The sequence below is a fragment of the Leclercia sp. W6 genome (genome assembly GCF_003336345.1).
In the GTDB taxonomy this organism is placed as follows: Bacteria; Pseudomonadota; Gammaproteobacteria; order Enterobacterales; family Enterobacteriaceae; genus Enterobacter.
The window spans coordinates 2,391,418-2,403,591 of the sequence record NZ_CP031104.1 but is presented as its reverse complement, the minus strand read 5'-3'; the positions used below and the strand labels follow the sequence as shown (position 1 = coordinate 2,403,591).

Annotated in this window: 14 protein-coding genes; 10 read left to right on the top strand and 4 right to left on the bottom strand. The window is 59.4% G+C overall.

Annotation, left to right across the window (positions count from 1 at the left end; all coding sequences use genetic code 11):
- Positions 1-4: 4 nt before the first annotated feature.
- From DVA43_RS11850 to DVA43_RS11820, 7 genes are all read left to right on the top strand, one after another.
- A complete protein-coding gene (locus DVA43_RS11850) occupies positions 5-859 on the top strand; it encodes an isochorismatase (protein WP_114315655.1) in 855 nt (284 codons plus the stop codon).
- Positions 856-1,608 (top strand): 2,3-dihydro-2,3-dihydroxybenzoate dehydrogenase EntA, encoded by a 753-nt coding sequence (gene entA, locus DVA43_RS11845; RefSeq protein ID WP_168194658.1) that lies wholly within the window; start codon positions 856-858, stop codon positions 1,606-1,608. The genes DVA43_RS11850 and entA overlap by 4 nt, the downstream gene beginning before the upstream one ends.
- Positions 1,609-2,022, top strand: a complete 414-nt coding sequence (entH, locus tag DVA43_RS11840; RefSeq protein WP_103824173.1) for a proofreading thioesterase EntH — start codon at positions 1,609-1,611, stop codon at positions 2,020-2,022.
- A gap of 159 nt (positions 2,023-2,181) precedes the next feature.
- On the top strand, positions 2,182-2,700 hold the full coding sequence (locus tag DVA43_RS11835; RefSeq protein WP_246842299.1) for a hypothetical protein: 519 nt from the start codon (positions 2,182-2,184) through the stop codon (positions 2,698-2,700).
- Positions 2,678-3,058 carry an outer membrane protein assembly factor BamE gene (gene bamE / locus DVA43_RS11830; protein ID WP_231604225.1) on the top strand — a complete coding sequence of 127 codons (381 nt, stop codon included), beginning with the start codon at positions 2,678-2,680 and terminating at the stop codon, positions 3,056-3,058. The genes DVA43_RS11835 and bamE overlap by 23 nt, the downstream gene beginning before the upstream one ends.
- 207 nt (positions 3,059-3,265) lie before the next feature.
- Complete coding sequence (gene cstA / locus DVA43_RS11825) at positions 3,266-5,371, top strand: pyruvate/proton symporter CstA (protein ID WP_114315654.1); 2,106 nt, start codon at positions 3,266-3,268, stop codon at positions 5,369-5,371.
- Between the two features lie 59 nt (positions 5,372-5,430).
- The gene (locus DVA43_RS11820; RefSeq protein WP_014169079.1) at positions 5,431-5,628 is read left to right on the top strand and encodes a YbdD/YjiX family protein; all 198 of its coding nucleotides are present in this window, start codon (positions 5,431-5,433) and stop codon (positions 5,626-5,628) included.
- On the opposite strand, the gene DVA43_RS11815 is transcribed toward DVA43_RS11820, so the two are convergent.
- The 4 genes from DVA43_RS11815 to DVA43_RS11800 all read right to left on the bottom strand — a co-directional run bounded on the left by DVA43_RS11815 (position 5,625) and on the right by DVA43_RS11800 (position 8,399).
- Complete coding sequence (locus DVA43_RS11815; protein ID WP_114315653.1) at positions 5,625-6,029, bottom strand: helix-turn-helix domain-containing protein; 405 nt, start codon at positions 6,027-6,029, stop codon at positions 5,625-5,627. The genes DVA43_RS11820 and DVA43_RS11815 overlap by 4 nt on opposite strands.
- Positions 6,010-6,306, bottom strand: coding sequence for a type II toxin-antitoxin system RelE/ParE family toxin (locus DVA43_RS11810; RefSeq protein WP_114315652.1), 297 nt, complete (start codon positions 6,304-6,306; stop codon positions 6,010-6,012). The genes DVA43_RS11815 and DVA43_RS11810 overlap by 20 nt, the downstream gene beginning before the upstream one ends.
- Before the next feature lie 190 nt (positions 6,307-6,496).
- On the bottom strand, positions 6,497-7,240 hold the full coding sequence (locus DVA43_RS11805) for an SDR family NAD(P)-dependent oxidoreductase (RefSeq protein WP_114315651.1): 744 nt from the start codon (positions 7,238-7,240) through the stop codon (positions 6,497-6,499).
- A gap of 61 nt (positions 7,241-7,301) precedes the next feature.
- Positions 7,302-8,399 (bottom strand): oxidoreductase, encoded by a 1,098-nt coding sequence (locus DVA43_RS11800; RefSeq protein WP_114315650.1) that lies wholly within the window; start codon positions 8,397-8,399, stop codon positions 7,302-7,304.
- A gap of 158 nt (positions 8,400-8,557) precedes the next feature.
- Between DVA43_RS11800 and DVA43_RS11795 the strand changes: the two genes are divergently transcribed.
- Genes DVA43_RS11795 through DVA43_RS11785 form a run of 3 tightly spaced genes read left to right on the top strand, consistent with a single transcriptional unit; the run spans position 8,558 to position 12,137 of the window.
- A complete protein-coding gene (locus DVA43_RS11795; RefSeq protein ID WP_114315649.1) occupies positions 8,558-10,060 on the top strand; it encodes a sugar ABC transporter ATP-binding protein in 1,503 nt (500 codons plus the stop codon).
- A complete protein-coding gene (locus tag DVA43_RS11790; RefSeq protein WP_114315648.1) occupies positions 10,057-11,052 on the top strand; it encodes an ABC transporter permease in 996 nt (331 codons plus the stop codon). The genes DVA43_RS11795 and DVA43_RS11790 overlap by 4 nt, the downstream gene beginning before the upstream one ends.
- A gap of 20 nt (positions 11,053-11,072) precedes the next feature.
- Positions 11,073-12,137 carry a sugar ABC transporter substrate-binding protein gene (locus tag DVA43_RS11785; RefSeq protein ID WP_114315647.1) on the top strand — a complete coding sequence of 355 codons (1,065 nt, stop codon included), beginning with the start codon at positions 11,073-11,075 and terminating at the stop codon, positions 12,135-12,137.
- Positions 12,138-12,174: the final 37 nt, after the last annotated feature.

The following is a 12,174-nucleotide window of genomic DNA, read 5'->3' as shown; positions in this document are numbered from 1 at the left end:
GACGATGGCAATTCCAAAATTAACCGGTTACGCGCTGCCGGGCGCGGCAGATCTGCCGACCAATAAGGTGAGCTGGACGATGGAGCCCGCGCGCGCCGCGCTGCTGATCCACGATATGCAGGAGTATTTCCTCAACTTCTGGGGCGGTAACTGCCCGATGATGGCGCAGGTGGTGGCGAACATCGCCCGTCTGCGCGACTACTGCAAACAGCAGGGGATCCCGGTTTACTACACCGCCCAGCCGAAAGAGCAGAGCGATGAGGACCGCGCCCTGCTGAATGATATGTGGGGGCCGGGCTTGACCCGCTCGCCGGAGCAGCAGCGCATCGTGGCTGAACTGACGCCGGACGAAGCGGACACCGTGCTGGTGAAGTGGCGCTACAGCGCGTTTCACCGCTCGCCGCTGGAGCAGATGCTCAAAGAGAGCGGCCGCGACCAGCTGATCATCACCGGCGTGTACGCCCATATCGGCTGTATGACCACCGCCACCGACGCCTTTATGCGCGACATCCAGCCATTCTTCGTCGCCGATGCGCTGGCGGACTTCACCCGGGACGAGCACCTGATGTCGCTCAACTATGTGGCCGGTCGTTCCGGGCGCGTGGTGACCACCGACGAGCTGCTGCCCTCGCTGCCGGCCAGCAAAGCGGCGCTGCGCGAGCTCATCCTGCCTCTGCTGGATGAGTCCGACGAGCCGATGGATGATGAAAACCTGATCGACTACGGGCTGGATTCGGTGCGGATGATGGCCCTGGCGGCACGCTGGCGCAAAGTGCATGGCGATATCGACTTCGTGATGCTGGCGAAAAACCCGACCCTTGATGCCTGGTGGGCGCTGCTCTCACGCGAGGTGAAATGATGCTGGATTTCACGGGTAAAACCGTCTGGGTGACCGGGGCCGGAAAGGGCATCGGTTACGCCACCGCGCTGGCGTTTGCGGCGGCGGGCGCGGAGGTGACGGGCTTTGATGTCGCCTTCCCGCAGGCGGAATATCCCTTTGCCGCCGAAGTGCTGGATGTGGCGGATGCGCAGCAGGTCAACGCGGTTTGCGGGCGTCTGCTGGCGAGCCTCGAGCGGCTTGATGTGCTGGTGAATGCCGCCGGTATTTTACGCATGGGCGCCACCGACCAGCTCTCACAGGCGGACTGGCAGCAGACCTTTGCGGTCAACGTGGGCGGGGCGTTCAACCTGTTCCAGCAGACGATGGGCCAGTTCCGTCGTCAGCAGGGCGGGGCGATTGTTACCGTGGCTTCCGACGCGGCCCATACGCCGCGCATCGGCATGAGCGCTTACGGCGCCTCGAAAGCGGCGCTGAAAAGCCTGGCGCTTACCGTCGGCCTGGAGCTGGCGGGCAGCGGTGTGCGCTCTAACCTGGTGTCGCCGGGCTCCACCGATACCGACATGCAGCGCACCCTGTGGAAAAGCGACGATGCCGAGCAGCAGCGCATTCGTGGGTTTGGCGAGCAGTTTAAGCTCGGCATTCCGCTGGGGAAAATTGCCCGTCCAGAGGAGATCGCCAGCACCGTGCTGTTCCTCGCCTCCGACCACGCCAGCCACATCACGTTGCAGGATATCGTGGTGGACGGCGGCTCCACGCTGGGGGCCTAGATGATCTGGAAACGTCATTTATCGCTGGAGGCGCTGAACGCCACCAGCCTGAACACGATGGTGGCGCATCTGGGGATCGTCTACACCCGGCTGGGAGACGACACCCTGGAGGCCGAAATGCCGGTAGATACGCGGACTCATCAGCCGTTTGGTTTACTGCACGGCGGCGCCTCGGCGGCGCTGGCGGAGACCCTGGGTTCGATGGCTGGTTTTCTGATGACCCGCGACGGGCAGAGCGTGGTGGGCACGGAGCTGAACGCCACCCATCACCGGGCGGTGGCGCAGGGCAAGGTGCGCGGGGTGTGTCAGCCGCTACACCTCGGGCGCACCAGCCAGAGCTGGGAGATTGTGGTCTATGACGAGCAGGGACGGCGCTGCTGTACCTGCCGGTTAAGTACGATGGTGTTGGGTTAATATCGGGGCGAGATTATTCTCGCCCTGAATCATTTGTATTTACCTTAACGACATTAACAGGACCTTTATCCTAAAAACCTTTTTTTAATTGCGCCAGGATGGTCGCCGTTACGAATTTTCGCTATGCTGCGCGGCGGCATGAATATACAGGAAATGACAATGAAAAAAATGGGATATATTCCAGGGACGCTCGCTGCATCATTATTATTATCAGGATGTGCTACCTACTGGGGAAAAGTACCTTATACGCCGCCGCCGGATTCCGAGCAAAATACGGCAAATGTTCGCATGATTGGTAATCCGCCAGGGTTTACCATCAGTCAGCACGGTAATAAAGATGGTGCGGTTGATTTTACCAGCATTGTCGTATTACGACCCACCCACGATCTGGGCTTCCCGAAAGCCAGCAACGATCCGGATCGCTATAAAGACACCTATTACGACACAAAGGTGTATGCCGGAACGCCGACCCGGGTTGGGTTCAGGTTTCTCTATGGCTGCAGCTTTGTAAGCTATACCTTTGTGCCGCAAAAAGGGGAAACCTATGAGTTCCGCCTTTCCGTTTCGGATAAGAGTGGCTACTGCGTCCTGTACGCGACCCATCTGAAGTATGACAGTGAAAATCAGATCTACCTGGACGAAAAGGTCGAACAATATGAAGGTTACACCAGTAAATAGGATCACCATAAAAACATCAGCCTTTATTCTGGCGGGGGTATTTTTTATGGGGATGCTCAGCGGTTGTATTGGCAATATCGATCGGACGCAACAGGGAAGCGTCAGTAAACTCCAGGAAAGCGAACTGGATAAAAAACTGGTGCCGGGTAAGACGACCAAAAAGGATGTATTACTTCTGCTGGGGCGACCAGATATTCCGCAGGATTACAACCACCAGAATACGTGGTTATATCACTCGAAAGTCAAAGGACGTGCGCTCTATGTTATCGTTCCGGTAAATTATGATGAATCCGTGACGCTGGTGCTGACCTTTAATGAAAATAAAGTACTTACCCACCGTGAATATAAAAAGGTGTAATTAAGCGCCTTTGCTTTCTCTCGCTCCCCGCCTCTGTGCGGGGATTTTTCGTTAGCCCCCAGGGGGCCTGGTCGTGATCGGCTTAACACTGTGGTGTAAATCTCTGGTTTGACCACACATTATTGCGTTTTAAAGTTGTTAAATTTTAAGGGTTGTTCTAGAAACAAAATGTAACATCTCACTGTTTCACGACAACGGACAACGACTATGAACAACTCAGGGAAATACCTTTTATGGGCAGGGCTCTCCGTTGTGGGTGCCTTTGCCCTGGGCTATATCGCCCTTAACCGGGGGGAGCAGATCAATGCGCTGTGGATAGTCGTCGCAGCGGTCTGTATCTATCTGATTGCCTACCGTTTTTACGGCAAGTTTATTGCCCATAACGTCCTCTCGGTCGATTCGACGCGCATGACGCCTGCGGTGCGCCATAACGATGGGCTGGACTATGTGCCAACCGACAAAAAAGTGCTGTTCGGTCACCATTTTGCCGCTATCGCCGGGGCCGGGCCGCTGGTGGGGCCCGTGCTGGCCGCGCAGATGGGCTACCTGCCGGGGATGATCTGGATCCTCGCCGGGGTGGTGCTGGCAGGCGCAGTGCAGGACTTTATGGTGCTGTTTGTCTCTACCCGCCGCGACGGGCGTTCCCTCGGTGAGCTGGTAAAAGAGGAGATGGGGCCGACCGCCGGGGTGATTGCGCTGGTGGCCTGCTTTATGATTATGGTGATCATCCTCGCGGTGCTGGCGATGATCGTGGTGAAAGCCCTGACCCACAGCCCGTGGGGGACATATACCGTCGCCTTTACCATTCCGCTGGCAATCTTTATGGGGATCTACATCCGCTACCTGCGCCCGGGGCGCATCGGCGAAGTGTCGGTGATTGGCCTGGTCTTCCTGGTCTTCGCCATTATCTCCGGTGGCTGGGTGGCAGAGAGCCCAACCTGGGCACCGTACTTTGACTATACCGGCGTGCAGCTGACCTGGATGCTGGTGGGTTATGGCTTTGTGGCGGCGGTGCTGCCGGTGTGGCTGCTGCTGGCCCCGCGCGATTACCTCTCCACCTTCCTGAAAATCGGCACCATTGTCGGCCTGGCGATTGGCATTCTGATCATGCGCCCGACCCTGACCATGCCTGCGGTAACAAAGTTTATTGATGGCACCGGTCCGGTCTGGTCCGGCAATATGTTCCCGTTCCTCTTTATCACCATCGCCTGTGGCGCCGTCTCTGGCTTCCATGCCCTGATCGCCTCCGGCACCACGCCGAAGATGCTGGCGAATGAAAATCAGGCCTGCTTTATCGGCTACGGCGGCATGCTGATGGAGTCCTTCGTTGCCATTATGGCGCTGGTCTCCGCCTGCATTATCGATCCGGGCGTCTACTTTGCGATGAACAGTCCGATTGCGGTGCTGGCGCCTGCCGGTACGGCGGACGTGGTGGCCTCTGCGGCGCAGGTGGTCAGCGGTTGGGGCTTTAGCATTACCCCGGATACCCTCTCTCAGATCGCCAACGAGGTGGGCGAGCAGTCGATTATCTCCCGCGCGGGCGGGGCGCCGACCCTGGCGGTGGGCATGGCCTACATTCTGCACGGCGCGCTGGGCGGTCTGATGGATGTGTCGTTCTGGTATCACTTCGCCATCCTCTTCGAAGCGCTCTTTATCCTGACGGCGGTGGATGCCGGGACACGTGCGGCGCGCTTTATGCTGCAGGATCTGCTGGGAGTCATTTCACCTAACCTGAAACGCACCGAATCGCTGCCTGCCAACCTGCTGGCGACGGCGCTCTGCGTCCTGGCGTGGGGTTACTTCCTGCATCAGGGGGTGGTCGATCCGCTGGGCGGCATCAACACCCTGTGGCCGCTGTTCGGTATCGCTAACCAGATGCTGGCCGGTATGGCGCTGATGCTCTGTGCGGTGGTGCTGTTCAAGATGAAACGCCAGCGTTACGCCTGGGTCGCTCTGGTGCCAACCGCCTGGCTGCTGATCTGTACCCTGACCGCAGGCTGGCAGAAAGCCTTCAGCAGCGATGCTAAAGTGGGCTTCCTGGCCATCGCCAACAAGTTCCAGGCGATGATCGACAGCGGCAAGATCCCGGCGCAGTACACCGAGTCGCAGCTCTCCCAGCTGGTCTTTAACAACCGTCTTGATGCCGGGCTGACCATCTTCTTTATGGTTGTGGTTGTGGTGCTGGCGCTCTATTCTCTGAAGACCGCGCTGGCTGCCCTGAAACAGGACAAACCTACGGCGAAAGAGACGCCGTATGAGCCGATGCCGGCCAACTATGAAGAGATTGTGACCCAGGCGAAAGGGGCGCATTAACCTGTGTGCCGGGTGGCGCTAGCGCTTACCCGGCCTACCTTTTTTGTGAGAGAAGAGCGATGTTCGATACCCTGTCAAAAGCCGGTAAATATTTAGGGCAGGCCGCAAAAATGATGATCGGCGTGCCGGACTACGACAACTACGTCGAGCATATGCGCGTCAACCATCCTGACCAGACGCCGATGACCTACGAAGCGTTTTTCCGCGATCGCCAGGATGCCCGCTACGGCGGTAAAGGCGGTGCGAAGTGCTGTTAACCCTCTTTCGGTAAGTAGAGGCTGATCTGCTCCTGCTTACAGCCATAAATGGCCGCCAGCTTTTCGCGGGTGCGTTTTTGCGGGCGGGAGTCCACGGCCTCAAGCTGTGATACGGCGGACTGGCTGATGCCCAGTTTGTCGGCCACCTCCTGCTGGGACAGACCGCGGTAGATGCGCCAGGCCGCCTGCAGGCTGACGTTTTCGCTATGCATTACGTTACATACCTCTCCCGGCAAGCCAACATTATCGTAGATATCTGATTCGTATGGAATGTCTTCCCATTCGCTTTCATCGTCGTCATCCTGCTCCAGCATGGCTAAGCGCATGCGAAGATAGTCCCTGTACGGAATGACGGCATATTGCGTTTTTCCCTCTTCATCCTTAATCAACTGCACAGTCATATTCCATATCCTCCTCATGAAGATAGGTGGTTGTTGTTCGACGCTTAACGGATACCACATAACAGGTATCACTTTGCTGATTTTCAAGGGTGTAGATGACCCTGTAATCACCCACCCGCAATCGATGGTGGTTTTCGGGTGAGGACAATTTTTTAATATCTGCCACGGGAGCGGCATGGTCATCCAGACTCGCCAGCCTGCGTGCAATGCGCCAGCGATAGCGAGAATCGATTTTCGCTAACTGCTTCTCCGCGGTTTTTGACCAGACAATCTTCATCCGTACCTCCACTGTACGCCCACACAAAATATAAGGAAATAATAAGACTATTAGATAAATTCCGAATTACTTATGGGGTACTGTAGGGCGAGGGAGAGAGCGGAAAAAGCGGCAAAAATGAGTTTGTCGAGGCGGGTCGAAAACGCCTCTGCCGGACGACAGAGGCATACATCAATTCTGCGAGCAAGCGTCAGGCGTTCAGCCCGCCGTCCACATCCAGTCCGGTGCCGGAGATCTGCCCGGCGGCGGGGCTGGCAAGAAAGGTCACCGCGGCGGCGACATCCTCTGCCTGCCCGTAGTGCCCGAGGGCAATAAGCTGACGCTGGGCGGGCGCCTGCTCGCCATCTTCCGGGTTCATATCACTGTGGGTGGGGCCGGGGTGGACCAGGTTGACGGTGATCCCGCGTGGTCCGAGGTCGCGCGCCAGCCCGCGAGTCAGGGAGTTAAGTGCCGATTTGGTCATGGAGTAAACGGCGATGCCCGGCTGGGCGACGCGGTTCGCCAGACAGCTGCCGATGTTGATGATGCGCCCGCCGTCGGACATGTGAACCAGCGCCTCCTGAATGGCGATCACCACCCCGCGAATATTGACGTTGATAAGGGCATCAATGTCCGCCAGGGTCATCGTCTCCAGCGGACCACCGCGCGCAATCCCGGCGTTGTTCACCAGAATATCCAGCCCGCCGAGGCTTCGCGCCGCCTGGGTGACGGCATCCTGAATCGCCTGGGCGCTGGCGCTGTCCGCCTGGATCGCCTCGGCGTGCCGCCCTAGCGCGCGGATCTCATCCGCGACGGCCTGGGCTTTATCGGCGGATTTCTCATAGGTGATAACCACATCGGCGCCAGCACGTGCCAGGGAGAGCGCAATGGCACGGCCTATCCCACGACTGGCGCCGGTAACCAGCGCCTTTTTACCTGTTAAATCGATCTGCATGATGACCTCGTTACGAGAGTGGTGATGATCATCATTAGGTATAGAGGGCCAGTTCCCGGCGTCAATGCGCCGGGTGGCTGAGGTTTTCCACTTTTTCAAACGCGGCGCGCAGAACCTCCGGCGTCAGGGCGATCGGCAGGGCGTGGATCGACTCTACCGGGCGCAGGGTATGGGCGATCACCCGGTCCAGCGCCTCGCGGTTATGGATGTCCACTTCCAGCTCACGCAAGGTGGTGGGCAGGTTAAAACGCTGGTACGCCGCGACCAGCTCGCGCAGCACATCATCCTGGCCGAGCAGGGCGCTCTGCACCAGAATCCCGTACGCCACTTTGGTGCCGTGGAGGAATGGCGCGGTCTGAGGCAGCACCGTTAAGCCGTTATGCACCGCATGCGCTGCCGCCACGCGGGTGTAGCGCTCCCCGAGCCCGCCGACCATGCCGCCACCGGCGATAATGGCATCCACCACATCGTGAAACTCGCGCGTCACCTCGCGCCGCGTCTGGTCGGCTAACGCCTGCTCGCTGTGCGCCAGCAGCACGTCGCGGATCGCCAGCGCCCCGTTAATGCCGAGCCTCACCGTCAACGGCAGCTGTTCGGGCTCTGGGGCCAGTACCACCGCTTCATACCATTTCGCCAGCGTGTCGCCGATCCCCGCCAGCAGATACTCCGCCGGGGCATTGAGGACGATCTCGGGCTCGACGAGCACCAGATAGTTGGCGTCGTCGAAAATCTCAAAGTGCAGCGCCTGCCCGGCATCGTTGTACCACACCGACAGCGGAGTCCAGGCGGCACAGGTGGCGGCGATGGTCGGAATGGCGACGACCGGCAGGCCCAGACGGCGGGCCACCGCTTTGGCGGTATCCAGCAGCGCACCGCCGCCGAGGCCAATCACCACGCTGCGATCCGCACCGGAAGCCTCAGCAAGCTGATTCACATCCTGCTCGCTGCAGTGGCCTTTAAACAGCAGATGTTTGGCTCCCTGGGCATGGAAGCTCTGCGGCAGGAAAGGTTTCGCCCCGGCAAGGGCGCGTTCACCGTAGATCCACACCGCCCGGGAGAGCTGTTCCGGGGTGAAAAAGGCATCCAGGCGGGCAAGGGCCCCACGGTGGGAGTAGTAGTTTGCCGGGCCGGGAACGACGCGGATGTCAGTGTTGCTCATGAGGGTTTCCTTTTTGCGAAGCGCTAACCTGATGTTATGTCTGGACATCCGGATGGCTAATATTATTTTGCTTTATCTTATGCTTTTTCCGTCGTTGCCAGCCAGCCACTGCTGTGAAAAATTCTATAAATCAAAAGATTAATACAGGATTGCAGCGGATGTTAACCAGTCGCCTCGAGATGCGCGGCATCAGTCTGGCTTTTTCTGGCTTTCAGGCGTTGTCGCAGGTGGATTTCACCCTGACGGGCGGATCGGTGCACGCGCTCACGGGCGCGAACGGTGCCGGGAAGTCCACGCTGATGGCGGTGCTGTGCGGGACGCACGCCCACTATGCGGGCGAGATCAGCATTAACAATCAGCCCGTCGTCATTCGTGAGCCGGTGCAGGCCAAACAGCTGGGTATCCACCTGGTGCAGCAGGAGGTGGACGTGGCGCTGATCCCCGGCCTGAGCATCGCGGAAAACATCATGCTCGATCATCTGGCGCAGCCGGGACACCGCTTTCGCTGGGGGCGACTGCATGAGCAGGCCCGGCAGGCGCTGGCGCAGCTTGACGTTACCCTCGACGTGCGACGTTCCATCGACAGCTGCACCCTGGCTGAGAAGCAGCAAATTTTGCTGGCGCGGGCGCTCTCCCATCACTGCCGCTTTCTTATTCTCGACGAACCTACCGCGCCGCTGGATGCCCATGAGAGCGAGCGGCTGTTCGCCGTGGTGCGCCGCCTGCAGCAGCAGGGGATCGGGGTGGTCTTTATCTCCCACCGCATTCATGAACTGAAGGCGATCTGCGACACCTTAACGGTGCTGCGTGACGGCAAACTGATTGAGTCCGGCCCGATGGCGGATCTCAGCGGGGAGGCGATCGTCGAGAAGATGCTCGGCCATGTGCTGAGCGATATCTACCCGCCTGCGCGACCAAAGCACAGCACCGAAACGCTGCTGCGGGTGGAAGGACTGCACGACGAAGGGCTGCTGAAGGATATCTCCCTGCATCTGCGTAAAGGCGAGATCCTGGGCATCGCCGGGCTGGCGGGGGCCGGGAAAACCGAACTCTGCAAGGCGCTCTTTGGGGCGACCAAAAGCCAGGTGGCGAAGGGCGAGCTGAACCATCAGCCATGGACGCCGCGCGACCCGGCAGATTCCGTGCTGCGCGGGCTGGCGCTGGTGCCGGAGGAGCGGCGTAAAGAGGGCATCTTTATCGATGAGCCGGTGAGCATGAACCTGGCTGTGTCAGCGGATAAGACCTTTTCACGCTGGAGCCTGTTTGGTCATCGCCAGGCGTGGCGCTGGGCGGAAGAGGTGATCGCCCGGGTGGGGGTGCGCACCCGCGGGCCAGGGCAGGTCCTGCGCCGCCTTTCCGGCGGCAACCAGCAAAAGGTGGCGATTGGCAAGTGGCTGCGCGGCAACGCCCAAGTGCTGATTTTCGACGAGCCCACCAAAGGGGTGGACGTGAAGGCCAAAACCGATCTGTTCCAGCTTATTGACGGCCTGGCGCGGGAAGGCAAAGGGGTGATTTACGCCTCGGGCGAGTTCGCCGAACTGGTGGGGCTGTGTGACCGCATCTGCGTGCTGTGGGACGGGCGCATTGTGGCGGAAGTGGACGGGGCAAGCGCCCGCGAAGAGACATTACTTTATTATTCAACCGGAGGAACGGCGTCGTGAGCAAGGCCCTTTCAGTCAATGCGGCAGCGTCTGGCCGTCAGCACATTTTCGATTTTCTCTATAAATGGGGCATGTTGCTGACGGTGGTCGCGCTGGTGGCCATTTTCGGCCTGGCGTCGGAGAACTTCCTTGACCCCAATAACATCATCAACATTCTGCGCTCCATCGCCATCGTGACGGTAATCGCCGTCGGGGTCTCCATCTCGCTGACCATCGGCGGGTTTGATCTCTCGGTGGGGTCGACGGCGTCACTGGCGAATGCGCTGGTGATCTCGCTCTTCGTCTGGCACGGCTTCGGCACCACTGAATCTATTCTCATCACCTTGGCGCTCTGCACCCTGGTGGGGCTGTTTAACGCCTTTTTGATCGTCATTCTGCGCATTCCCGACATGCTCGCCACCCTCGCCAGCCTGTTTGTGATCCAGGGGGTGGCGATGACCTACAGCTACGGCGGGTCGATCACCGAGAACATGGTCCTGCCGAGCGGCGACATGGCGGAGGGAACCATTCCGGCAGCCTTTGGCGCGCTGGGGCAGGTGCCGACCATCGTCATCATCATGCTGGCGGTGACGCTGCTGGCGCAGCTGGGGCTGTCGCTCACCACCCACGGTCGCCGGATGTACGCCATTGGCGGTAACCCAGAGGCGGCGCGCTTATCCGGGATCCGCACCACCCGCTACAAGGTGGCGGCCTATGTGATCGCTTCGCTGCTGGCGGGGCTGGGCGGGATTCTGCTCGCCTCGCGCATTGGCTCCTCGCAGGTGAATGCCGGCGGCGGCTATCTGATGGATGCGGTGGCGGCGGCGTGGATCGGTTTTTCGCTGGCGGGCTCCGGTAAACCGAACGCGCTGGGTACCCTGGTGGGGGCGGTGATCCTCGGGGTGCTCTCCAACGGGCTGGTGATGCTCTCGGTACCCTATTACGCCATGGACATTATAAAAGGGCTGGTGCTTGCAGTGGCACTGGCGATGACGTACGTACAAAAACGCTAACAACACAACGGGATAACAGAATGAAAAAAGTTGCACTCTCTTTGCTGACGCTGGGATTACTGAGTTCACTGCCGGGCTATGCGGCGACGCCTGCGCCGGTGCCAGCGGCCATTGCTAACCACGACGGGCAGATCCGCATCGCGGTGATCCGTAACCTCGGCTCTGACGACAACACCACCCAGTTTGTGGCCGGGGCGATTCAGGAAGGGAAAAAGCTCGGCTTTAAGGTCAGCACCTTTCTAAGCAACGGCGACGATGCCAAATTCCAGGACTTCGTTAACCAGGCCATCAGCCAGAAGTATGACGGGATTATTCTCTCTCAGGGGCGTGACCCGTACTCCACCGCGCTGGTGAAAAAGGCGGTCGATGCCGGGATCAAGGTGGCGGTGTTTGATACTGCGGTAAACGGCGAGATCCCGGGCGTGACGGTGACCCAGCAGGATGACGCCTCCCTGACCAACCTCTCGTTCGGCCAGCTGGTGAAGGATTTTAACGGCAAGGCCAACATCATCAAGCTGTGGGTGGCGGGCTTCCCACCGATGGAGCGCCGTCAGACCGCTTACCAGGCGCTGCTGAAGGCGAACCCGGGCATTAAAGAGCTGGAGTCCATCGGGGCGGTATCGTCTGATGTGCAGGGCGACACCGCCAACAAGGTGGGCGCGGTGCTGGCGAAATACCCGAAAGGCAAGATCGACGCTATCTGGGGCACCTGGGATGCCTTCAGCCAGGGCGCTTATAAAGCGCTGAAAGAGAACGGCCGCACCGAGATCAAACTCTACAGCATCGATATCTCCAACCAGGATCTGCAGCTGATGCGTGAAGCGGGCAGCCCGTGGGTAGTGAGCGTGGCGGTCGATCCGAAGCTGATTGGCGCGACGAATGTGCGTCTGATCGCCAACAAAATTGCCGGGGAAGCGACGCCTGCAACCTATGACTTTAAAGCTGCGGCTATTCCACAGGCGCTGCTGTCGGCGCAGCCGGGTGCGGTGAACGTGGCCTCTTTAGGCAAGATCATTCCAGGCTGGGGCCAGGCCGACGACTTTATCGCCCCGTGGTTTGCGACGTTAGAAGCGAAGGCAAAATAAACTTTGCCGGGTGGCGGCTGCGCCTTACCCGGCCTAC

Coding starts and splice junctions, on each gene's coding strand:
- DVA43_RS11785 (WP_114315647.1), top strand. CDS start 11,073: ATGAAAAAAGTTGCACTCTCTTTGCTGACGCTGGGATTACTGAGTTCA.
- entA (WP_168194658.1), top strand. CDS start 856: ATGATGCTGGATTTCACGGGTAAAACCGTCTGGGTGACCGGGGCCGGA.
- DVA43_RS11800 (WP_114315650.1), bottom strand. CDS start 8,399: ATGAGCAACACTGACATCCGCGTCGTTCCCGGCCCGGCAAACTACTAC.
- bamE (WP_231604225.1), top strand. CDS start 2,678: ATGAAGGTTACACCAGTAAATAGGATCACCATAAAAACATCAGCCTTT.
- DVA43_RS11810 (WP_114315652.1), bottom strand. CDS start 6,306: ATGAAGATTGTCTGGTCAAAAACCGCGGAGAAGCAGTTAGCGAAAATC.
- DVA43_RS11850 (WP_114315655.1), top strand. CDS start 5: ATGGCAATTCCAAAATTAACCGGTTACGCGCTGCCGGGCGCGGCAGAT.
- entH (WP_103824173.1), top strand. CDS start 1,609: ATGATCTGGAAACGTCATTTATCGCTGGAGGCGCTGAACGCCACCAGC.
- DVA43_RS11815 (WP_114315653.1), bottom strand. CDS start 6,029: ATGACTGTGCAGTTGATTAAGGATGAAGAGGGAAAAACGCAATATGCC.
- DVA43_RS11835 (WP_246842299.1), top strand. CDS start 2,182: ATGAAAAAAATGGGATATATTCCAGGGACGCTCGCTGCATCATTATTA.
- cstA (WP_114315654.1), top strand. CDS start 3,266: ATGAACAACTCAGGGAAATACCTTTTATGGGCAGGGCTCTCCGTTGTG.
- DVA43_RS11820 (WP_014169079.1), top strand. CDS start 5,431: ATGTTCGATACCCTGTCAAAAGCCGGTAAATATTTAGGGCAGGCCGCA.
- DVA43_RS11795 (WP_114315649.1), top strand. CDS start 8,558: ATGTTAACCAGTCGCCTCGAGATGCGCGGCATCAGTCTGGCTTTTTCT.
- DVA43_RS11805 (WP_114315651.1), bottom strand. CDS start 7,240: ATGCAGATCGATTTAACAGGTAAAAAGGCGCTGGTTACCGGCGCCAGT.